Genomic DNA, 21762 nt, shown 5'->3' with positions numbered 1-21762 from the left:
CTAGCCGTACAGATATCCGACCGGGTGGCCTTCAGTGCGCAGGGGGCGGACGTCCTTGTGCGTGATGATCTGGCCGGCGAGGCCGTCGATCTGGTCGCGCTGTGTCGGCGACCAGCTGCAAAGCTCGTTCATGCCCTTGAGAAGGCCGAGCCGCAGCACCTGGGTGTTTTCACCGACGCCGATCAGGCTGATCGCGTTCTTGCCCGCCGTGACGACATCGCCAGCCGCGAGTTCGAAGCTCTCGCCGGTCTTCTTCTTGAACTCGGCCGTGCCGCGGATGACGCGATAGATGACGACCTCGCCCTTGGCAAAGCAGGTCGAGTCCGCAGCGATCGACGGGCTCTTTGGCAACAGCGACTGGCCGCGTGGGTCGGTTGCGATGATGTGGCCGGTGACGAGATGACCGCTCGGCACTTCGATGCCGATGTCGCGTACATGGACCGGCATGGATGATTTGACCGGACTATCGGTGAGCGGCTTGAACAGCGCATCCAGCGCCAAGGGGTCCTGGAGCCAAAAGCCTGCGTCCGCGGGGCGATCATGCAGAGGGTGGCTCCATGCCACCCGTGGCGTCTCGTCTTCGTTGATCTGCTCCGGACCGACGATGGTCGGGTTCGGAAAGGTCGTCGGATCGGTGATGAAGGCTTCGAGAAATTTGCCGGAATAGCCCATGGAAATCGGATCCGGCGCCACTGTCTGCGGCGTCTTCAGGTTCTCCTCGGTCGACAATCCGGACCACGTGTAGAACAGCTGGCGGTGCACGATCGCGCTTTGCAGCATCACCGCGCCGGGGCCGACATTGTAGAAGCGCCCGTCGTAATCGAAGGTGAATGCGCCCGAGGTGACCAGCACGAGCTGGAAGCCGCCCGGCGGCAGATGAAGATGGAAATCCGTGGGACCGGTGTCGGGCAGGTAGATCGGAAGATTGGTCGCGACTTCGTGCAGCAGGAAGGTTTCGTTGTTGGCGTGGAAGCCCTCGTTGGCGCGGTTGTAGAGCGCTTGCGGCCGGTAGGTCGCCTCGAACTTGGCATTCTTGTCGCGGTCGATCGCGACGAAGTCCTGCTCATTGAGGCGAAGGGGGGAACCATCCGGGCGGGTGAGGCCGGTGAATTTAAGATCGCCCGCGGCATGCACGTTCATGGCATTCTCCGATCCTGGGCCGTTCATCCCGGAGCTGGCGCACGCGTCTTGCTGCTCCTTGTCGTGGGAGGGCAGGGAATCAGGCCTGATGATGTCTTGCGAATTCTGGGCCAGTTGGTGTGCGGCGCGGCGCGTGGGCCCCCTCGGCTCCACGCGGGAAGAGAAAAATCGAGGTTGTGCCTGAGGTTAGATGACCGTTTCGCTGGCCGGCGTGGGTCTTGGTCGCAAAGCCCGCAGGTCCAGGGGAGAGACGTGTCTTGTCTAATTTGGCGGCATGTCCTGCAAAGGGCATGCAGCCGTAAAGGCGGCAAGGATCACTAAAGGATCATTGAATGTGCGCCGGCCGGGAGTCCGAAACCGCTCATTCGAACGATTGACGGGCGATCCGCTCGGGTTTGCCGGACGGGCTGTCGGCCCACTTCGCCATCTCCAACGTGCGCGCGTCGATGCCTTCGCACCAGAGGCAGCTCGGTTCCGCGCGGCCTTTGGCCGTCAGCATCGGGACAAGTGCATGACCGCAGCCGGTGCAGGACGTAGTGCGGTTCATGTGTTGCTCCACGATCATCGAGTTCGAGGGCGGCACCTTGGCCGCCGAAGCTTGCGCGGGCGCTATGACGACGCCTGAGCACTGCGTCCGACCGGAGCGCTCGTTCCGGAGATCGTAGATGTAGCGATCCATCGTGACACGGATGCGATGTCGTCGCCGTTTTCACGGTAGGCGCGAAGCTGGAATTCGGCGGAACTGCCGCGTTCCACGATAGTGCGGCAGTACTCGACCTCGGCGGTGCAATTCAGCGCGGCCGCGTCGCCAATGATGTCGTCGATCACGCGGGAGAGCAGCTCGGAGATCGTGACCGGCCCATCCCTGGAAGCAAAGATGCAATCGGTGCCGTAGCGCTGCGCGCGCCATTTGTTCTCCACGGCGATCGCGCGCTCGACGACCGTGACCTCCTTCGACAAATGAGGCCGCAGATAGAGATGCCGCGTCAGGCAGCGATAGAGCGAGGCGATGGCAACGGCGTCGTCGACCAGGGTGCAGGTGTCGGGCGCGCGCAGTTCCAGCGTCGGGTGCTTCATGGAGGGGCGCATCGCCCACCAGATATGGCTTTCATCGGGGATGACGCCGGAGCGCTGCAGCGCGCCGATATATTCGTCGTAATCCTGCCGGTTCTCGAACAGCTCGGGCATTCCGGTGCGCGGCAGTTCGGAATAGGCCGCCAGCCGGTAGCCTTTCAGCCCTGTCTTGTGGCCATTCCAGAACGGGGAGGAGGCCGCCAGCGCGATGAACAGCGGCAGATGCGGCAGCATCGCGCGCATCACCGCCATGCGCTTCTCGGGATCGGGCAATTGCACGTGCACATGCATGCCGCACATCATGTTGCGGTGGCCGATGCTGCGCAGATCCTCGATCATCTCCTCATAGCGCGGCTTCGGGCTCGGCTGCGACATGCGCCACACCGCCGTCGGATGCGTGCCGCAGGCCATGATGACGAAGCCATATTGCGCGGCGACGTTGGCAACCTCGCGGCGCAGGAAGCGCAGTTCTTCCCGCGCGTCATTGACATCGACGTGAACATTCGTCGCAACCTCGAGCTGGGATTGCAGCATCTCGCGCATGGCCTGGCCGCCGGTGGACCAGTTCGCCGATTCGAACAGCGCGTTGGGTGTTTCGATCGCGACCTCGAAAGTCCGGCGGTCGGCGAGGAAATATTCCTCCTCGATGCCGAATGAATATTCCGCCGCCTTGCCGCGTCCGCCGGCGGAGCGAATGACGAGGTGCTGCTTGTCGTCGGAAGAATCAAGGCGCAGCAATTTCAAAACGTCTGAAGCAAATGTCATGAGCCACCCGGCAGTGGTTACCTGCGGGCAATAATCCGTCTGGCAGGAACCGGTTCCGCCTCGGACTCACTGGAAATTGCAAGCTCGAACGGAACAATTTTGACGCTTTCGGACGCGCGGGCGATCAGGGCGTGGTTCGGCGGCACTTCCGTCCAGTCCGTTTCCTTGTCGAACGGCTCGGACACGACGACGACCTGGCTGCCGGCCTCGCGATAGTAAAGTGTATTGGCGGCATCGTTGACCGCGGCGCGAAACGCGTAGAGGTCGCGGCCGTTGGCAATAGCGCTGGTGAAGCGCAGGCGCTCACGAAGCTGGCCTTCATTGACCAGACCCACAAGCGATTGCAGCACGCGCCGCGTGGCGCCCAGTGGATCACTGTCGAGCCCGGCGCCCATCATGGCGAGGAACACGGCTTCCGAGTCAGTCGTCCCCAGCCGCGAAGGGTAGTAAGCATCGGGAATCAGCGCCTCGACCTTACGGCGCAGGCGATTCCAGCTTCCGACGAAACCGTTGTGCATGAACATCCATTGGCCGCAGGCAAAGGGATGACAGTTCTGCCGCGTCACGGCGGTGCCGGTGGCGGCGCGCACATGGGCGAAGAACAGATGCGAGCGCAGATGGCGGCAGAGGTAGCGCAGGTTTTCGTCCGACCAGGCCGGACGCGTCTCGCGATAAAGCCCGGGCTCGGGGTGTTCGCCATACCAGCCAAGACCAAACCCATCGCCATTCGAGCCCGCGGTCGATTGCAGCGAGCGGATGCTCTGCGCGATCAGCGAATGCTCGGGTTCGGTGACGTAGGGTTCGAACGAGGTGGTCTCGCCCCGGTATGCGATCCAGCGGCACATGCGGGTTCCTGTCAGGCTAAGGATGCTTGCTGAGATGCATCAACACACCTGACGGGACGATGGTTCCCGACGCAGGCCGCAGTGACTTGCGTTAAATCCCGGGCCCTGTAAAACAAGCCTGGGTGCTCGCTGCATGTGGCAGCGACAGGTCAAGCGATGGTCGGGCCGCCACGCTGAGAGCGTACGCCCATGAACGATCAGCTGCCCGGTAAAGAGCTTTCCAAACCCCAACGTCTCGTCGAGCAGGCGCTCACGACACTCCAGCATTTTCTGCATGTCGAGGCCATCAGCGGCATCGTGCTGCTTGCGGCCGCGGCGGTCGCATTGCTGTGGGCGAACTCACCCTTTGCCCATTCCTATCATGATATCTGGAACCTGCCGATTCCGCTTCGCCTCGGCGAGCTCGGTTTCGTCCGGCCACTGCATTTCTGGATCAACGACGCGCTGATGACGGTGTTCTTCCTCGTCGTCGGCATGGAGATCCGCCGCGAAACTCACGAGGGCGCGCTCAGCAAACTGGATCAGGCCATTCTACCGGTGCTGGCGGCTTTCGGCGGGGTCATCGTCCCCGCGTTGATCTATCTGGGCTTTAATAGCGTCACCGGGCGCAGCAATGGCTGGGCGATACCGACCGCAACCGACATCGCGTTTGCCGTCGGCGTGCTGGCGCTGCTCGGAAAATCCATTCCCGGCAACGTCCGGGTCTTTCTTCTGGCGCTTGCGATCATCGACGACGTCATCGCGGTGCTCATCATCGCGCTGTTCTACACCAGCGGCCTCGATTTCAACGGTTTCATCGTCGCAGCGCTCGGCGTGCTCATGGCACTCGGCCTTCAACGGATCGGACTTGGCTCCGCGTATGCCTACATCGTTCCGGCCTTCATTGTCTGGGCCGGCTTCCTCATGGCCGGGGTCCATCCGACGCTCGCAGGCGTCGTGCTCGGATTGATCACGCCGGTGCGATCGAACCGCCCCGAGATCGTGCCGCCGGTCATCCGCGTCGAGACGGCGCTGCATCCATGGGTCGCCTACGGGATCATGCCGATCTTCGCATTGGCGAATGCGGGCGTCAGTTTCGCAGGCGTGGAGCTCGCGGGTGGCGCACAGTTCGTGACGCTCGGCGTTGCCCTTGCGCTTTGCGCGGGAAAGCCGATCGGCGTGATCGGCGCAACCTGGCTTGCGGTGCGCACGGGCTGGTGCCGTCTGGCGCCTGATGTCTCATGGGGCGGCGTCTGTCTCATCGGTCTTCTGGCCGGCATCGGCTTCACCATGTCGATCTTCATCGCCATGCTCGCGTTCACGGACGACAAGCTGCTGGATGCCGCGAAGCTCGGCGTGCTGTTCGGCTCGCTCATCGCCGTGACGCTCGGCCTCGGCTGGGGCGCGGAATACGCCCAGCGCCAGCGCAGGGAGAGCGGAGACTAGACCGGAAGCGGGATCAGTGCGGCGGCTTCACGGTCAAGCGCGTTGTCGCTCGCAGCAAGCCCCTGCGCGACGCCGACACGGTCGGCCTCGGGGCGGTTCTGGCTCATCTTGCGCTTGCCCTCGAACCGCACCACGGGAATGCGCACGCCGACGATCCCGCGCAGTTGCGCGGCGACGAAATCGGAGGGGGCATCGGTGACGGCCCATGGTTTTGCGCGGGCGCCTTCATGCCGGTTCGTCAGCCGCGTTACGGCTTCGAGCAGGCGCTCGGGCTGCTGGAAGAATTCGACCGGACCATAGGCGTGCACGGCGACATAATTCCAGGTCGGCACGACCTTCTCGGTTTCCTGTTTGGTCGCGTACCAGGACGGCGTCACATAGGCGTCGGGACCGCTGAAGATCGCCAGCGCATCGCCGATCGGCGGCAGCTTCCATTGCGGGTTGGCTTTCGCTACATGCCCGTACAGCACGCCGTGCTCGCCTTCGCTCTCGTCGAGGAACAGCGGCAGGGGCGTTGCGACCGGGCCTTCGGCGGTGGCCGTCACCAGGCTGGCGAGGCGGGCGGCGCGAATGGTCGCCCGGATGCTCTCGATGTCGTCGTCCTTGAAGGCCGGGGGGATGTACATGGCGTGTCTCCGTTCTCGGTTTCGGAGGTAGCGCGAATCTGGTCTGCACGGAACAGCCAGTTCTCTACGATTTAATCAGTCCAGTTTGTCCATCGCCTGCGCCAGCAGCTTGCAGCCCCGCTCGATCTGCGCGATCTCCAGCGCCGAATAGCCCATGACGAGGCCGACCGTCTTTCGGCGGGACGCGGCGAACAGCGCGGAAACGGGATAGATGCCAACGCCGTTCGCGCGGGCCGCCTTGACCAATGCGTCTTCCCGCTTCATTGGCAGATCGTCGAACCACACCACGACGTGCAGGCCCGCGGCCGTGCCCTCGATCCTGATACGATCGCCGAACCGGCGGCGAAGTGCATCCAGCAGCGCCTGCTGACGCTCGGCGTTGCGCCTGCGCGCGCGCCTGATATGGCTTTCATAGGCGCCGCTCTCCAGCATCACGGCGAGGGCGTGTTGTTCGATGAGCGGCGTGTGCCGGTCCATGATCTGCTTGGCGGCGGCGAACAGGGATCGCAGCCCGGTCGGCACGACGAGATAGCCGATCCGCAGAGTCGGAGAGAGCGTCTTGGAGACGGTGCCGAGATAGATCACGTTGTCGCCGCCTTCCAGCGCATGCAGCGGCGGAATCGGCTTGGTGTCGTAACGGTACTCGCTGTCGTAATCATCCTCGATCACATGGGCGTCGGTCTTCCGCGCCCAGGCCAGCAATTGGTGACGGCGTCCGATCGGCATGACGCCGCCGAGCGGATATTGATGCGACGGTGTTACATAGGCGAGGCGCGCATCAATGCCGGCGAGCCGCGCTGTCTCCAGTCCGCCCGCGTCGATCGGGACAGGCACCATCTCGGCCCCCGTCGCCGCAAAGGTGTGCCGCGCCATCTGGTAGCCGGGGTCTTCCATGACGAAGCGGTCGCTGGAATCGAGCAGCAGGCGCGCGCAGATGTCGAGGCCCTGCTGCGAACCGTTCACGACGACGATCTGATCGACCTCGCAGCGCACGCTGCGCGATCGCCACAGATAACCCTGAAGCGCGGTTCGGAGCCGGAGCGCCCCGCAGGGGTCGTCATAGGCGAGACGTTCGGGCTTGCGCGCCATCGCAGCCGTCACGGCTTTCTTCCACGCCAGCACCGGGAAGTCCGATGGCGCGAGCTCGCCATAGCGGAAGTTCGCAATCAGCCCGCGCGGCGGTTCGGTCCAGCGCGGCGGATCCGACCGCAGCCGCTCGCCGAAGGCCGATAGCCGAACTTTCCCCGCCGACGGCCGGGATGAGACGCGCACGCGTCCGCGCTCGACAACGGCACGGGCTACACGAGGCCGGGCACCATGGCGGGTCTCGATAAAACCTTCGGCGGCGAGCTGCTCATAGGCGACAGTGACTGTCGAGCGCGCCACGCCCATCTCACCGGCGAGCGCACGCGACGACGGCAGCAGGCCGTCAGTGCCGTAGACACGGGTCAAGATCTGGTCGCGCAGGGCTTCGTAGATCTCGCGCGCGCCCATGCGGGCGCGGAGATTGGTCTTCATCTGGATCATCCACATTCCAGGGCGCATTCGCCCGAATAGACGATATCAGAATGTGTTTCTAATCCTGTTCGCCGAGAGTTTCGACGTAGGCCTTGCCGTAGGGATAAAAATGCTCCTTGCGGCCCTGGTCCCAGAGCGCCTTCAGGCCGGGCGCCGTGATGTCCCAGTCGGGACGGCAAACCATGCTGACGGCGCGGAGATCCTGGCGAAGCTCTTCGATGGTCGGGCGTCCGAAGAACCAGTAGCCATTGTAGATCTTGTGGATGCGAAGGCGGGGCTCCACCACGATGACATGCGGGATCATCGGATTGTGCACGGGATCGGTGTATTCGGCGATGTCGAGATCCTTCTGGACGATCCGCCGTGAATCCGACAGGAACGGCCAGTGCGCGCCGACGCCGCTGCGATATTCGTTGGTCTGGGTGATGTTGTCGGTGGTCACAGTCACCAGCCGGCAATAGCCGACCTCCATCTCCCGATGCAGTTGAACCAGCCCTTCGGCTTGGCGGCGATCCTTCGGACAGAAACCGCCGCGGCCGAGCACGATGATCATGGGATCGCCGCCTTGCAGCTCGGAGAGTTTTCGATGTTTCCCGGTGTGGTCGCTGAGTTCGTAATCCGGGAAGGTTGCTCCCGGCACCATGTCAGTTCGCATGAGGCTCTCCCAAGTCTTAGAGATCGATGTCTTAGAGATCGATCACGATATCACCCTGCGGCCGCGCGCAGCAGATCAGGACATTGCCGTCTGCGGGAGGGTCGAGCGGATCCGGCGCGTAGCTGACGTCTCCGGCCACAAGCCCGCTCTCGCAATTGTGGCAGACACCTGTCCGGCACGACCAGCGCACGGGGACATCGCACGCCTCAGCCAGCTCAAGCAGGCTGGCATAGGATGGTGCCCACTGGACATTGAGGCCGCTGCGAGCGAACGACACCATCGGCCCTGGCCCCGGTGCGCCGACCGGCCTGTGTGCTGCGACCTTCGGCACAGCGGCGATGCCGGGTGTCAGCGACGGTCTGCTGCCGAACAGTTCGGTGTGAATGCGATCGGGCGCAACGCCGAGCGCGGCAAGGCCGGCCGAGAGATCGTTCATGAAAGCGGCCGGTCCGCACAGATAGAAGTCGCCGTCGCGTGGCAAATTGAGCGTCTGGAGCAGGCGCTGGTCCAGGTGTCCGGCGCTGTCGTAATCCGTCCCCAGGCGATCGGTCCGATCGGGTGCGCTGAAGCAGACATGGCTGTGATGGTGAGCCAGCCCGGCCAACAGCCCGCGCACTTCAGTAGCGAACGGATGTTCGCGGCCGTTGCGGGTGCCGTGCAGCCACCAGACGTCTTGCGTCGATGCTTCCGCGGCGAGCGCGTGCAGCATGGCGAGCACCGGCGTCACGCCGATGCCGGCACTGAGCAGGACGACGGGGCGCGTATCCTGCCGGAGCGCAAAACTGCCGCGCGGCGCACCGAGTTGCACGATGTCGCCGGTTCGCAATTCGTCGGCGACATAGAAGCTGGCCGCGCCGTGCGCTTCCCGCTTGACGCTGATGCGATAAGACGCGGCATCAGTGCGACGGGACAGCGAATAGCTGCGCGTCATCGCGGAAGGCCCTAGCCGCACGATGACGAATTGACCTGGCAGCGCCGTGGCGACGGGCTGCCCGTCCGCGGGCTCGAGGATCAGTGACGTCACATTGCTGCTTTCGGCGATCTTTCGCGAGACGCGGAATGGACGGAAGCCCCGCCAGGTCGGAGGCGGGCTTGCAGCCGGCCCGAGCCCGGCGTTTCCTGTGGCCGGCTTGTCTTTCTGCGCGAGCAGCGCCGCGAAGGAACGATGCCAACCGTGGCTCAGCGCCGGAATTTTGAGCGCGCGCTCCAGCAGGTCGCGCGGGTGAGGGGGCAAATAGAGCAGCGCGTTGATCTCGAACACGCTCATGCTTTCAGGGCCACTCGCGACCTGCGTGATCTCGTCGCCGGCTTCCACATCGCCTTCCTCGATCACACGAAGATAGAAGCCGGGCCGGCCGTGCTTGACCAGCAGCGCGGCCATGTCCGGCTCCTTCATGCGAATGCCGAGCCGGTAACATGTGACGCGCGGCTGCGTGACCTCGAACAGGGCCGAGCCGATCTTGTAACGATCGCCGATGCAGACTTCGGCGTCGGCGAGGCCCTCGACGGTGAAATTCTCGCCGAATTGACCATGGACGAGGTTCGACCGGCCCAGATGTTGCTGCCAGTAGCGATAGGACTCGTCCTGATAGACGTACACGGCGCGCTGTTCGCCGCCGTGACCCGCGGTATCGCCCTGGCCGTCGCCGTCGATGTTGAGCCGGCGCACCCTGCGCGGGCCTGTGACAGGCGCCTTCCAGATGCCGGTATGGACGGTCCGGCCTTGCCAGACGACGTCGCGCGGCAAGCCGATATTGACGGACAGCAAACGTGTCATGCCTTTTTCCCGGTGCGACCAGTGTGGCTCCACGATCCCGCGAATTCCGGACCGGTGCACCGTCAATCTGCATCGGGATCGTGGCTTTGGCGCGTTAGGCTTTGTTAGACGTTGCGAGAGGGCCTTGCCGCCGGCTGTTTGCGGGCCGATTTAAGGAGCAGGAACTGCAAAGCGGGAGTTTGCGATGGATGATCAAACCAGGCTGGCGGCGCTCCGGCGCCATTGGGATGCCTCCGACGCGAACGATTTCGAGGCCGAGCATGACATCTATCGCGAGGATGCCGTGCTCGACTATCCGCAGTCCGGTGAGCGCATTCGGGGTCGCAAGAATATCCAGGAGAGCCGCTTCGTGCAGCCGAACAAGAAGCGTTTTACGGTGCGGCGGATCGTCGGCGGCGGCGATCTCTGGGTGAGCGAGTTCGTGCTGAGCTATGACGGCGTGCCGTCCTACGTCGTCAGCATCATGGAATTCCGCGACGGATCGGTGGCGCACGAAACGCAATATTTCGGCGACCGGTTCGATCCGTCGCCGTCGCGGGCGCATCTGGTCGAGCGGGTGAATTGAAGGAGCGACGCTGTCGCCCGGACTCCGATGTTGAGACAGTTGCGGCTGGGTCCCGGCTCTGCGCAGCAGCGTTGCACGCTGCAGAGCGTCCGGGACACGAAGCGCAACATGGAACCGATGCGGCGGCTGGTCGCAGCCTCGTTGCCTTGATTCCAGCTCACGTATCTTTATGTCTGGGAGAACAAGAATCCGGGCCCCTCTGGCGAGGATGCTGACTATGTCGGCAAAACCTCGCGATGTCGGATGACCTGTCCCGCGCGAATGCGATGGATCGGCCGATCGTCGGGCCTTCTTGAGTTCCCTCCGACCAATCGTCCCCATCGCAGCTCCGCGCGGTCATTCGCAACGTTGAGGAGCTAAGATGTCTGACGCCAAATATTCAAATCCGATCGAGATCGAGATCACCGAGCCGTCCCGCCTGAACGAGCAGGCCGCGGTGGCGCTGGTCATCGCCGGTGCGCTCGTCGCGGTCGCCGACCGCCGTGTCTCGCCGGTCGAGCGCGACGAGGTGATCCGCTTCATCAGGGATCGTGGATTGGCGCCTGACATCACCGACGAGCGGCTGTTTGCGATGTTCGACGAGCTGGCGGAACGATTGGAGGAGCCGGACTTTGCCAATGTGGTGATCGACACGCTGCGTCCGGTTTCGAACATGCCGCTTTCATCCCATCTGATCGAGCTGTCGGAGCGTGTCGCGGCCGCCGACGAGGACGTGCATCCCCATGAAGTGCAGGCGATCAAGCTGTTGCGCCTGCTGACGCAGGTGTTGCCGCGCGCAAAGCAGGTCGGGCCGGGTGCGGTGAGCACCGCCCCCAAGGAGTGAGCATGAGCACGGCATCGGACGAGCGGACGACGAGTACCGAGGGCACCAATGGCCAGATAGCCGGCGGCGACCCGCGCCTCGACAAGCTCGTCCATCGCCTGCCGCCGCGGGTGGGCGACACCGTCTCCTATCTGCTCAAGCCGTCCAGCCGCTGGGTGAGGATCCCCTCGGGTGCGCTGCTCGTCGTCGGCGGCGTGTTCTCCTTCCTGCCGGTGCTAGGCATCTGGATGCTGCCGCTCGGCCTCGCACTGCTCGCCGAGGACGTGCCCGCGCTGCGCGCCTCCCGTTCAAAAGTCTTCGACTGGATCGAACGCAAGAAGCCGCATTGGCTCGATCCGTCCGCACCGAAAAAATGATCAATTATGACTGAATTCATCACCACTGAGGCGCTGTCCGCGCTGCTTCAGGTCATCCTGATCGACCTCGTGCTGGCCGGCGACAACGCCGTCGTCATTGGGCTCGCCGCCGCGGGTCTTCCGGCCGAGCAGCGCCGCCGCGCCATCGTCGTCGGCATTATCGCGGCCACCGGCTTGCGCATCGTCTTTGCCGGCATCGCGACCCAGCTTTTGCAAGTGATCGGCCTCTTGCTCGCCGGCGGCGTGCTGCTGCTCTGGGTGTGCTGGAAGATGTGGCGCGAGCTGCGCGAGCAGGCGGCGCATGCGAACCAGCTTGCGTTCAGCCATGGCGGCGGCAGCGGGAGCGCTGCTCCTGCACCGCGCAAGACGTTCGGGCAGGCGGCATTGCAGATCGTCGCGGCCGACGTCTCGATGTCGCTCGACAACGTGCTTGCGGTTGCGGGCGCCGCGCGCGAGCATCCCTACATCCTCGTCTTCGGTCTCGTGCTGTCAGTCGCGCTGATGGGCATTGCAGCGGACCTGCTCGGTCGGGTGCTCCAGAAACAGCGCTGGATCGCCTATGTCGGGCTTGCCATCATCGTTTACGTAGCCTTCGAGATGATCTATCGCGGCTCGCTGGAGCTTGCGCCTGTCATCGCGAGTCTCTGAGGTGACGTTTCCTGCCCGCACTCCGGAGTGATCCATGAGCTCTGAACCCAAAGCACGTTTGGCCGCGGCTTCGCCGCAGCCGCAAATTGGCATGTTTGCCCAACTCATCTTTGGCTCACGCTGGCTGCAAGTGCCGCTCTATGTCGGCCTCATCGTCGCACAGGCCGTCTATGTGTTCCTGTTCCTCAAGGAGCTCTGGCACCTGGTCCTGCACTCCTTCGACGCCAGCGAGCAGCAGATCATGCTGGTCGTGCTCGGGCTGATCGACGTCGTCATGATCTCGAACCTGCTGGTGATGGTGATCGTCGGCGGCTACGAGACCTTCGTCTCGCGGCTCAACCTGGACGGCCATCCCGACGAGCCGGAATGGCTCAGTCACGTCAACGCCAGCGTGCTCAAGATCAAGCTGGCGATGGCGATCATCGGCATCTCCTCGATCTCGCTGCTGCGGACCTTCATCGAGGCCGGCAATCTCGGCACCACGCGCAGCAATTTCACCGAGAGCGGCGTGATGTGGCAGGTCTTGATCCACCTGACCTTCATCATCTCCGCGATCGGCATCGCCTGGGTCGACCGTATCAGCGAGAGCGGCCACCGCAAGGAAGCCCATCACGGTTGAAGACGCCGCTCAGAGGCGCCGGCTCCGCGCCAGCGTCTCGGAGGGCGTTTCGCCGAATGTGAGCTTGTAGCCCCGTGAGAAGTCGCCGAGGTGCCAGAAGCCGTTGCCAAGCGCCGCGGCCTTGACGCTCATGCCGGCACTTCCGGTCATGAGCTGCACGCGAGTGGTCCACAGCCGCTTCAGGCGCAGATAATGATGCAGGCTGAGGCCATGCACCGCGTGGGTCGCGGTCTGGAGCGTGCGCACGGACACGCCGAGCGTCGTGGCGAGGTCGTCGCTGTAGAGCGGCTTGCTGCCGAACAGCGCGGCCACCTCATCGAGGCGCGCGACCAGCTTGCAGTACTTGTCGAACGATCCGCGACGGGCGGTCAGCGCGCCAGCCGGAACCAGGATGGTGTCGAGGCAGGCGAGCAGCGTCTCCTGGATCGGGCGGTTGAGTGCTTCGAACTGTCTGGGATCACCGTGATCGGAGGCCAGGGAAAACATGCTCAGGATCGTGGCGCGGAGCCGTGCCATCGGATCGTGCTGTGTGCGGAAGAATCCGAGCCCGCTGTCGTAGTCGGCCCAGCCGCGATGACGCATGTCCGAGTTGAAGCGCATCATCAGATAAGTGTTGGGCTGGCGCTCGACGGATTTGATCGGGACCCTGCCGCGGACGACGCTCACCACGGAATTGTCGATCTCGCGGCCATTGCTGACGGAGTGAAACGAGAACGGCACCACGAGGCCGACGCCGCGATCGGTGCCGACATCGACGTCGAGCCGGCGTGCGAACGCGCGCTGGAGCACGAACAGCCCGTCCCGGAGCGGCAGGATGGCGCGCGACAGCGAGAATTCCCGCGGACGAAGCGGCGTGCTGGTGCCGAGCCCGAGCACTTCGTTGGCGCGAAATTCGCCGAAGTCCGAGAAGCGCTCGATGCCGAGGACTCGCGACGGTTTGAGCCGAGCTAGCGGCATTTCGGAATCCTTGGGACTTCAAGGGGGTGAGCGAGCTGAGTTCCCGAAAGGTATCAGATGGCTGGCCGTCGGCCATATTCCGGTAAACTACTGCCAAAGCAGTTACATCGAAGCGCATCGAGAGTTGGTTCTGTCTCGTCACGCAACTTGCGGATAGGCCGCGTTCTCCCGCCGCTCGCGCTCGCCGAGCTCACGCACCAGCTCTTGAAGAAAGGACTCGATGAAGGCGGGCAGGGTGCGTTCGGCGCGGACATAGATGCCGAGATCCGACCAGACCGGGCTGCCGGCGTTGTCGAGCGGCAGGAAGACGAGCTGGCTGTCGCGCGACAGCCTGTTGATGCCGAGCTGGGTCTGGAAGGCGACGCCGACGCCGCGCGCGGCAAGCTCACGCATCAGGTCGATCGAGTTGGCCTGGATCGCAGGCTCCGGCGTCTCCGAGAGCTGGGCGATCAGCGGCTGGAGCAGATGATAGATCGACAGCTCCGGCAGTGCCTGGATGACGGGGAAGGCGAGGCACTGCGCCAGCGTGACCGTCTTGCGGCGCGCCAGCGGATGCTCGCGCGCGACCAGCGCTCCGAGGCGAAAGCGCTTCAGCGCGACCTGACGCAAATCCGGCGGATGCCGGAGCGCGATAGCGATGCCGATGTCGGCTTCGCCGCGGCTGAGCGCCTCCAGCACGTCCGACGATCCCTTCACCTCGGTGGCGAAGTTGACGCGCCGGGCCCGGCCGCGGTGCGAGGCGATCAGGTCCGGCAGCACCGATTCCGTGAGCGACTCGATACAGGCGATGCTGACGGTGCCGTGCCAGGCGCCGGAGAGGGACGCCACGTCCGAGCGGAAGCGGTCGAGGTCCTGAAGCACGTTCATGACGTGCCGGGCCAGCATCTCACCGACCGTCGTCAGCGTCAGGCCGCGTGCATTGCGTTCGAACAAAGGCGATCCAACCTCTTGCTCTAGCTTGAGGATCTGACGGCTGACAGCGGAGGAGGCAACGTTCAGGACGCGCGCCGCGGCCCGGATCGAGCCGGTGCGGCGGACGGCGTGAAAGTACTGGATGGCCGGTGAGTGAAAGCGCATGGGACCCCCAGCCTGATTATAGCTGTTGCCGAAACGGCATCAACCTGTGCGAATCTCTCTGCTTTTCGAGAGCACCTGTTCCCCCTAGGTTCGCCGCCGGCTCGGCAGGCCTCGCCGCCGGGCCTGCGCAACGACGCGCCAGGGGATTTTGGGGTGGACCAGATTATCGCTTGCGAGCCTGAAGTGGTGCGGGACACCCGCCTGGTCGATCGCCGCCGCGCGGCTGCCTATGTCGGTGTGACCGCCGGCCGCTTCGAGCAATTGGTGCGCGACAATGTCGTGCCGCCGCCGATCATGGTGGACAACAAGCGGCGCTGGCCGCTTGCGTTGCTCGATGTGGCCAAGGATGCGGTGGTCAGCAGCATGCCGTGCCTGCCGCCGGTTATCGCCGATGTCGTCGCCGATGCGCGCCCTTGCGAACGCGACCCTGCGCCGGTGTTACACGAATTGCCCGACCATGCCTGGTTCGAGCAGCGCACGCGGTTCGTTCAGCGCGTCCGCAGGTCGCTGCTCTCCGGCAACGAGATCCGTCTCTTGCGTGAGTTCAAGCTGCTCAGGCAGAACGAGATCAGCATGTTCGGCTACTATGGCAGCTTCGAAGCACTGATGGTGCGCGGCTACATCGTCGAGACCGACCGCAAGCGGCCCTCGAGCCGTCCGCTGGTGACCTATCGCCTGACCGACCGCGGCGAGCAGGTGGTGTCGGCGCTCAAGGACGAGCCGGTGATCTGACCGGGTTCGCCTCTCCCAAACGCGCAAATGAAACGCGGTTTGAGAATAGAGTTGCCGATTGATTGGGACGGACGCCCAAAACATTGCCCAATCCGCCTGAACTAGAGAATCGAACTGTCTGCTCGCCAGCCTAAAGTTGTGGGCGTGCAGAGGTGGGCAGGCGATGAACGGCGTTCGAACAGGTTTCCTGGACTCTATCGGCAACACGCCATTGATCAGGCTGCGAGGGCCGTCGGAGGCCACGGGTTGCGAGATCTACGGCAAGGCCGAATTTCTCAATCCTGGTGGTTCGATCAAGGATCGCGCGGCGCTTGCGATGATCAACGATGCCGAGCGGCGCGGCAAGCTGAAGCCGGGCGGTGTCATCGTCGAAGGCACGGCCGGCAATGTTGGCATCGGCATCGCACTTGTGGCGAATGCACGCGGCTATCGCAGCGTGATCGTGATGCCTGACACGCAAAGTCAGGAGAAAAAGGACATGTTGCGGCTGTGCGGTGCCGATTTGCGCCTAGTGCCCGCCGTGCCGTACTCCAATCCCGGTCATTACGCGCGCTATTCCGGTCAGCTCGCCGAGGAGCTCGGTGCGTTCTGGGCCAATCAGTTCGACAACGTGGCCAATCGGGAGGGCCACTACCGCACGACCGGTCCCGAGATCTGGCAGCAAACGGGCGGACGTATTGACGGCTTTACCTGTGCCGTCGGCAGCGGCGGTACTTTGGGTGGGGTCGCGCGAGCGCTCAAAGAGCGAAATCCGCAGATTCAAATCGCGCTCAGCGATCCCATCGGGGCCGCTCTCTACAATTGGTTCACCAAAGGCGAGCTGACGACAGAAGGAGACTCCATCACCGAAGGGATCGGGCAAGTCCGTGTGACCGGGAATTTGGAAGGCACGCCGATCGACACGGCTTATCAGATCACGGACGAGGAAGCGTTGCCTGTTCTGTTCGACCTGATCGCGGATGAAGGACTGGTGCTCGGCGGCTCGAGCGCGATCAATATCGTCGGGGCCATGCGGCTTGCGCGCGACCTCGGCCCAGGCAAAACCATCGTGACCATTCTCGCTGATGGCGGACAGCGCTATCAATCCAAGCTGTTCAACCCGGATTTCCTGCGTAGGAAAAACCTGCCCATACCGCATTGGATGGAATAGCAAGCCGAGGCGAGATTAGTCGGCCGTCTCCGCCCGCGGCGGCAGCCGACGGATCTGGAACCCGGTCTTGCTCTGCTCGAAGCCGGCTGAGGCGTAGAAGGCCAGGGTCGACGGCTTCTTCGAGCCGGTCATCAGCATGATCCTGTAGCAATCGGCCTGCCAAGCGGCGGCGACGGCCGCTTGCAGGATGAGCTTGCCGTAGCCGCGGCCCCTGAACGCGGCATCCGTGACGACGTTCTCGACCAAGCCGTAGGGGCGGCCGGCGCGCGTCAGATTGGGGATCGCGACCAGCGTGCAGGATACGACGACAGAATTTTCGGTGAGTCCAATCAGCACCGCGCTTCCACGAAGAGCCTGCAATTCCGCGAGACGCTGCGCGGCGAAGTCGAGCGACGGGCTTTCATCCAAGGGATCGAGATGCCGGTAGAGTAAGAGAAGCTGTGGCAGGTCGGAGGGCAGGGCGGGCCGAATGACCAAAAGCTTGTCCACGCGCGCCTGTCTGTTCACGATTTGCGGGATCGGCCGATGTCGCTCTTGAGCGCTTCCAGTTCCTTGCGCACTGCGCGCGCGGCGTCGCGCTCGATCTTGCGATAGCGCGCGACCAAGCCCTCGCCAAACGGCGTGAGCATCGCACCGCCGCCGTTCTTGCCGCCGGCCTGGGGCTCGACCGCAGCGTGCCCGCAGATGCGGTTGATCTCGTCCACGAGGTCCCAGGCGCGCTTGTAGGACATGTCCATGGCCCGGCCGGCCCCCGAGATCGAGCCTTGCTCGCGGATTTGCTCCAATAGCTCGATCTTGCCGGGCCCGATCCGATCCTCGCCGTCGAGATCGATACGAAGACTCAGCTGGGGAAGTGATTTGGCGCTCGCGCGCGACATGATGAGGTCTCTTGGTTCACTGCCCGCGAGCTTGCCATTCTTGCCCACGGCGGACAAGGTGAGGACGCCATGCATCATCGTACGGCGTGCATCTCCAGAAACGCCTTTACGCCGGTCACGCTGCCGGTATCCGACGGCACGTAGCCGGGTAGCGTCGCGATGGCGGCGCGGAAATCGGCGCTGCGGATGATTTCCAGGATGCGCTGCATCGGCCCGGTATCGAGAAAGGCGCGCTTGCAGACGAAGAAGTAATCCTCGGTGAGGATGCGGATGAAATCGAGGCCGAAATGGCGCGCGGCCGCCTCGACGCCGAAGCTCGCATCCGCCATGCCGCTCGCGACATAGGCGGCGACCGCGGCGTGGGTGAACTCGATCTGCTGCGCTCCGTTGATCCTGCTCTCGTCGATGCCGTCGGCCGCGAGCAGCTGGTCGAACAGAAGCCGCGTGCCTGAATCATGGTCGCGGTTGACGAAACGGACTTTTGGCCCGGTGAGGTCGCTGAGCGACGCGATGCGCAGCGGATTGCCGCGCGCGACCATCAGACCCATCTCGCGGGTGACAAAACTGATGATGCGATCCTCGCGCGGATCGAGCCATTCGCGCGCTGCCTTGATACCTTGCGCCCGCAGCGCGCCGTGCGGCAGGTGCAGGCCGGAGAGATCGCAGGCACCTTGCGCCAGCGACACCAGCGAATTCTGGTTGCTGACATAGCGCAAATCGACGCCGATGCCGGGCTCACGGTCGAGGAATTCGCGCAGCTTTGCGACCGCAAAGCCGTGGCTCGCATGCACCCGGATCACCGAGGGGCGCTGCTCGAGGAACGGCTTGATCTCGCTCGCGAGCTCCTGCGCGAGGTTTTCGAGCTGCGGGCCGAGCCGCGCCTGCATGCGCTCGCCGGCCCATACCAGCCGCTCGCCGAACGGCGTGAGTTTTGAGCCCTTGCCGCGCTGGGTCTCGACCAGTGGCGTGCCAAAGAATTCCGTCCATTGCTCGATCAGATTCCAGACATGGCGATAGGAGAGATGCGCGTCGTTCGCCGCGCTGGTGATCTTTCCGGTCTTCCGGATTTCGTTGAGGACGCCGATCATGATGATGGCGGTGCGCGGGCTTCCCTCGTGGCGAAACCGCCAGACAGCCTCGATCTCGATCTGAAGCATTCGCCCTCCTTATGAACTTCGCTTCATATAGGCGGGGTCCATTTGCACTCCATATCATATTTACTCGGGGATATAGAGGCCTAGTCTGGTATACCAGATCAGGAGAAGATATGATGTCTGTTGCATATGACTTTGCGCACTCACCGGCGACCGAGTTCATGTCCCGGCCGCAGCATCTGCTCATCGACGGCCGACGCGTCCCCGCGAGCTCCGGCCGCACCTTCAAATCCGTCAACCCCGCGACCGGACAGGTCATCGCCACCATCGCCGAGGGCAACGAGGCCGATGTCGAGCACGCCGTGGCGGCCGCACGTCGCGCCTTCGAAGGCCCCTGGCGCACGATGCGCGCCTCCGAGCGCGGCCTGATTTTGCTTCGCTGGGCGGACCTGCTCAAGCAGAACTCGGAAGAAATCATCGAGCTCGAGTCGATCGATGCCGGCAAGCCGATCTCCGCGACGGCGCGCCAGGACTTTCCTGCCGCCGTCGACACGCTGATCTATTACGCCGGCTGGGCCGACAAGATCAGCGGCGACGTCGTTCCCGTGCGTGACGACGCCCTGACCTACACCGTGCGCGAGCCCGTCGGCGTGGTCGCCGCGATCGTGCCGTGGAATTTCCCCCTGATGATCGGGATGTGGAAGCTCGCGCCCGCGCTGGCTTGCGGCTGCACCATCGTGATGAAGCCGGCCGAGCTGACTTCGCTCTCGGCGCTGCGCATCGCAGAGCTCGCGCTCGAAGCGGGCCTGCCGGCGGGCGTCTTCAACGTCGTGACGGGGCCGGGTCGCGTCGTCGGTGACGCGCTGGTCAATCACCCCGATGTCGACAAGGTCACCTTCACCGGCTCGCCCGGCGTCGGGCGCGGAATCATGAAGGGGGCGGCCAGCAACTTCAAGCGCGTCTCGCTCGAGCTCGGCGGCAAGTCGGCCAACGTGATTTTCGACGACGCCGATCTTGAAGCCGCATCCAAGGCGGCCGGCTCCGGCATCTTCTTCAATGCCGGCCAGGTCTGCTCGGCCGGCTCGCGCGTGCTGGTGCAGGAGAGCGTCTACGACGAGGTCGTCGAGCGGATCGCGGCGCGTGCGAAGTCGCTTAGGATCGGCGATCCTCTCGATCGCAAGACCGCGCTCGGTCCCGTCATCTCCGAGAAGCAGATGAAGTCGATCCTCGACTATGTCGACATCGGCCAGAGGGAAGGCGCGACACTCGTCACAGGCGGAACGCGTGTCGGCGAGCGCGGCTATTTCATCAGCCCGACCGTGTTCGCCGATGTCGAGCACGAGATGCGGATCTCGCAGGAGGAGATCTTCGGCCCCGTCGTCAGCGTCATCAAGTTCAAGGACGAGGCCGACGCCCTGCGCATCGCCAATGGCACCGCCTACAGCCTCGCTGCCGGCGTCTGGAGCCGCGACATCGGCAAGCTGCAGCGTTTTGCAAAGCGGGCGCGCGCTGGCACGGTCTGGATGAACACCTATGGCTACACCGACGTGCGCCTGCCCTGGGGCGGCGAGCGCGACTCCGGTCTCGGCCGTGAGCACGGCACCGCCGCGATCGACAATTTCACCGAACCCAAGGCTGTCTGGATGAATTTGGCCGTCTGATACCTCCCAGCGGCCAATCCTGGAGCCCGCCTGATCCGCCCGGTCAGGCGGGCTCTCTTTTTCGAGATCGATAAAATTGTCTGCAATCCGCTCACGGGCGGCAAACCCTGCGGACAAGAACCGCGCAGCCTTAAACCTGGGATTTGGAACCGACCTGCATTCTCCCTGCAAAGGGTGGGCATCAGCATGTCAGTTCTCAAGGAGATCGTCGCGGCGGTTGCGGGAGTCTACGCGCTCCTGTTCGTCTGCGACGCATTGTTCGGCGTCGGCGAGGCGCGCTTCGACGATTCCTATTATCACGCGAGTTTCTACGCGCCGAAGCCGGAGGAATTCCGGTTTGCCGACGGGACCACGCCGGCGAAACGTGTGAGCGATGCTTTCGCGCAGTTCGCGCCGGGCGAGGCCAGGCCGAACAGGCGCTATTCGTCGCTGACGACGATCATTCGGTAACCCTCACTCCCCCTGAATCCATTCCGCGACGCCGCGCCACAGCGTGTCGCGGTGCTCGGGGCGGAAGAAGCCGAAATGGCCGATTGTCCTGGCGCCGACGTCGGACGGCTTCACCGTCAGCACCTCCGCCTTGATCGCCGTGAAGCCGCCCGTGAGCAGCTCGACCGCCGGACGCGTTGCCCAGGGGTCGTCGGAGAAGCAGAGCGCGCGCAGCTCGCCCTTGAACTTCGCAAAATTCTCCAGCGCCGGCAGCTTTGAATCGAAGAGATAGCGGGGGTTGGAGACCCAGTCGGCCCATTGCAGGAAAACGCCCTTGGGCAGATCCTCGCCGATGCCGGCCCAGCCCGGCGCATAGCCGAGTGCGTGGACCAGCGGCACGCCGACGAAATTCATGAAGGCGAAGACGCGGTATTTCTCCGGCGAGGTCATCAGCCGCCAGGTCGCGGCCTGCGAGGCCACGAAGGCGGCGCGCGCGATGTCGGTGTTGTTGTCGATCAGCCCAAGCGCCTGGCCGCCGAAGGAGTGGCCGACATAGGCAAGGGGCAGGGTGGTGTAGCGCTCGCGCATCCAGCGCACTGCCGCTGTGACGTCTTGCGCGGCCCAGTCCGACATCGAGGCTTTGAAGCCGACCAGCGATTTCGGCTGGTTGTAGCCGACCATCGCCGGCAGCCGGGAGTCGCCGATGCCGCGATAGTCGTAGGTCATGACTGCGCAGCCGCGATGGGCGAGGTAGGAGGCGAAGCCGCGATAGATTTTTCGCGGCACGGCGGTCGCCGAATTGATCAGCACGGCGTGGCGCTTGGTGCCGCGCGGCAGGAACAGGGTGCCGCTCAGCACATACCCGTCGGTCGCCGCGAAGGTGATCTCGTCGATGAAAACGTCGTCGCTTGCGCCGTCCATGGGCCGCCGGTGTCCTGACCGAGTTTC

At 64.1% G+C, this 21762-nt stretch carries 24 protein-coding genes; 10 read left to right on the top strand and 14 right to left on the bottom strand.

Annotated features, from left to right (window positions below; genetic code table 11):
- The 4 genes from IVB29_RS26460 to IVB29_RS26445 form a co-directional block, all read right to left on the bottom strand.
- Complete coding sequence (locus tag IVB29_RS26460; RefSeq protein WP_247506346.1) at positions 1-1140, bottom strand: glucuronate isomerase; 1140 nt, start codon at positions 1138-1140, stop codon at positions 1-3.
- A 361-nt stretch (positions 1141-1501) separates the two neighbouring features.
- Positions 1502-1687, bottom strand: a complete 186-nt coding sequence (locus IVB29_RS26455) for a hypothetical protein (protein WP_247506345.1) — start codon at positions 1685-1687, stop codon at positions 1502-1504.
- A gap of 62 nt (positions 1688-1749) precedes the next feature.
- Positions 1750-2979 (bottom strand): carboxylate-amine ligase, encoded by a 1230-nt coding sequence (locus IVB29_RS26450; protein ID WP_247506344.1) that lies wholly within the window; start codon positions 2977-2979, stop codon positions 1750-1752.
- A gap of 17 nt (positions 2980-2996) precedes the next feature.
- A complete protein-coding gene (locus IVB29_RS26445; RefSeq protein WP_247506343.1) occupies positions 2997-3824 on the bottom strand; it encodes a class II glutamine amidotransferase in 828 nt (275 codons plus the stop codon).
- A 189-nt stretch (positions 3825-4013) separates the two neighbouring features.
- Between IVB29_RS26445 and nhaA the strand changes: the two genes are divergently transcribed.
- Positions 4014-5249: a Na+/H+ antiporter NhaA gene (gene nhaA, locus IVB29_RS26440; RefSeq protein ID WP_247506342.1), complete on the top strand. Its 1236-nt coding sequence runs from the start codon at positions 4014-4016 to the stop codon at positions 5247-5249.
- Here nhaA and IVB29_RS26435 read toward each other — a convergent pair.
- The 4 genes from IVB29_RS26435 to IVB29_RS26420 form a co-directional block, all read right to left on the bottom strand.
- Positions 5246-5875: an FMN-binding negative transcriptional regulator gene (locus tag IVB29_RS26435; protein ID WP_247506341.1), complete on the bottom strand. Its 630-nt coding sequence runs from the start codon at positions 5873-5875 to the stop codon at positions 5246-5248. The genes nhaA and IVB29_RS26435 overlap by 4 nt on opposite strands.
- Before the next feature lie 75 nt (positions 5876-5950).
- Positions 5951-7402 carry a PLP-dependent aminotransferase family protein gene (locus tag IVB29_RS26430; protein ID WP_247506340.1) on the bottom strand — a complete coding sequence of 484 codons (1452 nt, stop codon included), beginning with the start codon at positions 7400-7402 and terminating at the stop codon, positions 5951-5953.
- A gap of 49 nt (positions 7403-7451) precedes the next feature.
- Positions 7452-8048 (bottom strand): redoxin domain-containing protein, encoded by a 597-nt coding sequence (locus tag IVB29_RS26425; protein WP_247506339.1) that lies wholly within the window; start codon positions 8046-8048, stop codon positions 7452-7454.
- Positions 8049-8079: 31 nt separating this feature from the next.
- Entirely contained in the window at positions 8080-9825 is a 1746-nt protein-coding gene (locus IVB29_RS26420; RefSeq protein WP_247506338.1) for an MOSC and FAD-binding oxidoreductase domain-containing protein, read from the bottom strand.
- 184 nt (positions 9826-10009) lie between these two features.
- Here IVB29_RS26420 and IVB29_RS26415 point away from each other — a divergent pair, with 184 nt between their 5' ends.
- From IVB29_RS26415 to IVB29_RS26395, 5 genes are all read left to right on the top strand, one after another.
- Positions 10010-10390 (top strand): nuclear transport factor 2 family protein, encoded by a 381-nt coding sequence (locus IVB29_RS26415; protein WP_247506337.1) that lies wholly within the window; start codon positions 10010-10012, stop codon positions 10388-10390.
- 361 nt (positions 10391-10751) lie between these two features.
- Positions 10752-11213, top strand: a complete 462-nt coding sequence (locus tag IVB29_RS26410) for a tellurite resistance TerB family protein (protein WP_247506336.1) — start codon at positions 10752-10754, stop codon at positions 11211-11213.
- A 2-nt stretch (positions 11214-11215) separates the two neighbouring features.
- Entirely contained in the window at positions 11216-11569 is a 354-nt protein-coding gene (locus IVB29_RS26405; RefSeq protein WP_247506335.1) for a hypothetical protein, read from the top strand.
- A gap of 6 nt (positions 11570-11575) precedes the next feature.
- Positions 11576-12217: a TerC family protein gene (locus tag IVB29_RS26400; RefSeq protein ID WP_247506334.1), complete on the top strand. Its 642-nt coding sequence runs from the start codon at positions 11576-11578 to the stop codon at positions 12215-12217.
- A gap of 34 nt (positions 12218-12251) precedes the next feature.
- Positions 12252-12836: a TIGR00645 family protein gene (locus tag IVB29_RS26395; protein WP_247506333.1), complete on the top strand. Its 585-nt coding sequence runs from the start codon at positions 12252-12254 to the stop codon at positions 12834-12836.
- Between the two features lie 9 nt (positions 12837-12845).
- Here IVB29_RS26395 and IVB29_RS26390 read toward each other — a convergent pair whose 3' ends face one another.
- Complete coding sequence (locus IVB29_RS26390; RefSeq protein WP_247506332.1) at positions 12846-13793, bottom strand: helix-turn-helix domain-containing protein; 948 nt, start codon at positions 13791-13793, stop codon at positions 12846-12848.
- A gap of 138 nt (positions 13794-13931) precedes the next feature.
- Positions 13932-14870: a LysR family transcriptional regulator gene (locus IVB29_RS26385; protein ID WP_247506331.1), complete on the bottom strand. Its 939-nt coding sequence runs from the start codon at positions 14868-14870 to the stop codon at positions 13932-13934.
- Positions 14871-15023: 153 nt separating this feature from the next.
- On the opposite strand from IVB29_RS26385, the gene IVB29_RS26380 reads away from it, so the two are divergent.
- Complete coding sequence (locus tag IVB29_RS26380; protein WP_247506330.1) at positions 15024-15602, top strand: hypothetical protein; 579 nt, start codon at positions 15024-15026, stop codon at positions 15600-15602.
- Positions 15603-15765: 163 nt separating this feature from the next.
- The gene (locus tag IVB29_RS26375; RefSeq protein ID WP_247506329.1) at positions 15766-16752 is read left to right on the top strand and encodes a cysteine synthase A; all 987 of its coding nucleotides are present in this window, start codon (positions 15766-15768) and stop codon (positions 16750-16752) included.
- A gap of 15 nt (positions 16753-16767) precedes the next feature.
- Here the strand turns inward: IVB29_RS26375 and IVB29_RS26370 are convergent, their stop codons facing one another.
- From IVB29_RS26370 to IVB29_RS26360, 3 genes are all read right to left on the bottom strand, one after another.
- A complete protein-coding gene (locus tag IVB29_RS26370) occupies positions 16768-17241 on the bottom strand; it encodes a GNAT family N-acetyltransferase (RefSeq protein ID WP_247506328.1) in 474 nt (157 codons plus the stop codon).
- Positions 17242-17255: 14 nt separating this feature from the next.
- Entirely contained in the window at positions 17256-17630 is a 375-nt protein-coding gene (locus IVB29_RS26365) for a winged helix-turn-helix domain-containing protein (RefSeq protein WP_247506327.1), read from the bottom strand.
- A 74-nt stretch (positions 17631-17704) separates the two neighbouring features.
- Positions 17705-18787, bottom strand: coding sequence for a substrate-binding domain-containing protein (locus tag IVB29_RS26360; RefSeq protein ID WP_247506326.1), 1083 nt, complete (start codon positions 18785-18787; stop codon positions 17705-17707).
- Between the two features lie 113 nt (positions 18788-18900).
- Between IVB29_RS26360 and IVB29_RS26355 the strand changes: the two genes are divergently transcribed.
- Together IVB29_RS26355 and IVB29_RS26350 are read left to right on the top strand one after the other, a co-directional pair.
- Positions 18901-20385 (top strand): aldehyde dehydrogenase family protein, encoded by a 1485-nt coding sequence (locus IVB29_RS26355; RefSeq protein WP_247506984.1) that lies wholly within the window; start codon positions 18901-18903, stop codon positions 20383-20385.
- 186 nt (positions 20386-20571) lie between these two features.
- A complete protein-coding gene (locus IVB29_RS26350; RefSeq protein WP_247506325.1) occupies positions 20572-20835 on the top strand; it encodes a hypothetical protein in 264 nt (87 codons plus the stop codon).
- A gap of 3 nt (positions 20836-20838) precedes the next feature.
- Here the strand turns inward: IVB29_RS26350 and IVB29_RS26345 are convergent, their stop codons facing one another.
- A complete protein-coding gene (locus tag IVB29_RS26345) occupies positions 20839-21735 on the bottom strand; it encodes an alpha/beta fold hydrolase (RefSeq protein WP_247506324.1) in 897 nt (298 codons plus the stop codon).
- Positions 21736-21762 lie beyond the last annotated feature (27 nt).

Source organism: Bradyrhizobium sp. 1, from assembly GCF_023073315.1.
Classification (GTDB): domain Bacteria; phylum Pseudomonadota; class Alphaproteobacteria; order Rhizobiales; family Xanthobacteraceae; genus Bradyrhizobium.
Note: the sequence above shows the minus strand (reverse complement) of the source record. Positions and strands in the feature narration are given on the sequence as shown.

Coding starts and splice junctions, on each gene's coding strand:
- IVB29_RS26425 (WP_247506339.1), bottom strand. CDS start 8,048: ATGCGAACTGACATGGTGCCGGGAGCAACCTTCCCGGATTACGAACTC.
- IVB29_RS26355 (WP_247506984.1), top strand. CDS start 18,901: ATGTCTGTTGCATATGACTTTGCGCACTCACCGGCGACCGAGTTCATG.
- IVB29_RS26410 (WP_247506336.1), top strand. CDS start 10,752: ATGTCTGACGCCAAATATTCAAATCCGATCGAGATCGAGATCACCGAG.
- IVB29_RS26415 (WP_247506337.1), top strand. CDS start 10,010: ATGGATGATCAAACCAGGCTGGCGGCGCTCCGGCGCCATTGGGATGCC.
- IVB29_RS26445 (WP_247506343.1), bottom strand. CDS start 3,824: ATGTGCCGCTGGATCGCATACCGGGGCGAGACCACCTCGTTCGAACCC.
- IVB29_RS26395 (WP_247506333.1), top strand. CDS start 12,252: ATGAGCTCTGAACCCAAAGCACGTTTGGCCGCGGCTTCGCCGCAGCCG.
- IVB29_RS26375 (WP_247506329.1), top strand. CDS start 15,766: ATGAACGGCGTTCGAACAGGTTTCCTGGACTCTATCGGCAACACGCCA.
- IVB29_RS26430 (WP_247506340.1), bottom strand. CDS start 7,402: ATGATCCAGATGAAGACCAATCTCCGCGCCCGCATGGGCGCGCGCGAG.
- IVB29_RS26455 (WP_247506345.1), bottom strand. CDS start 1,687: ATGAACCGCACTACGTCCTGCACCGGCTGCGGTCATGCACTTGTCCCG.
- IVB29_RS26365 (WP_247506327.1), bottom strand. CDS start 17,630: ATGTCGCGCGCGAGCGCCAAATCACTTCCCCAGCTGAGTCTTCGTATC.
- IVB29_RS26450 (WP_247506344.1), bottom strand. CDS start 2,979: ATGACATTTGCTTCAGACGTTTTGAAATTGCTGCGCCTTGATTCTTCC.
- IVB29_RS26435 (WP_247506341.1), bottom strand. CDS start 5,875: ATGTACATCCCCCCGGCCTTCAAGGACGACGACATCGAGAGCATCCGG.
- IVB29_RS26405 (WP_247506335.1), top strand. CDS start 11,216: ATGAGCACGGCATCGGACGAGCGGACGACGAGTACCGAGGGCACCAAT.
- nhaA (WP_247506342.1), top strand. CDS start 4,014: ATGAACGATCAGCTGCCCGGTAAAGAGCTTTCCAAACCCCAACGTCTC.
- IVB29_RS26345 (WP_247506324.1), bottom strand. CDS start 21,735: ATGGACGGCGCAAGCGACGACGTTTTCATCGACGAGATCACCTTCGCG.
- IVB29_RS26420 (WP_247506338.1), bottom strand. CDS start 9,825: ATGACACGTTTGCTGTCCGTCAATATCGGCTTGCCGCGCGACGTCGTC.
- IVB29_RS26400 (WP_247506334.1), top strand. CDS start 11,576: ATGACTGAATTCATCACCACTGAGGCGCTGTCCGCGCTGCTTCAGGTC.
- IVB29_RS26385 (WP_247506331.1), bottom strand. CDS start 14,870: ATGCGCTTTCACTCACCGGCCATCCAGTACTTTCACGCCGTCCGCCGC.
- IVB29_RS26460 (WP_247506346.1), bottom strand. CDS start 1,140: ATGAACGTGCATGCCGCGGGCGATCTTAAATTCACCGGCCTCACCCGC.
- IVB29_RS26390 (WP_247506332.1), bottom strand. CDS start 13,793: ATGCCGCTAGCTCGGCTCAAACCGTCGCGAGTCCTCGGCATCGAGCGC.
- IVB29_RS26360 (WP_247506326.1), bottom strand. CDS start 18,787: ATGCTTCAGATCGAGATCGAGGCTGTCTGGCGGTTTCGCCACGAGGGA.
- IVB29_RS26350 (WP_247506325.1), top strand. CDS start 20,572: ATGTCAGTTCTCAAGGAGATCGTCGCGGCGGTTGCGGGAGTCTACGCG.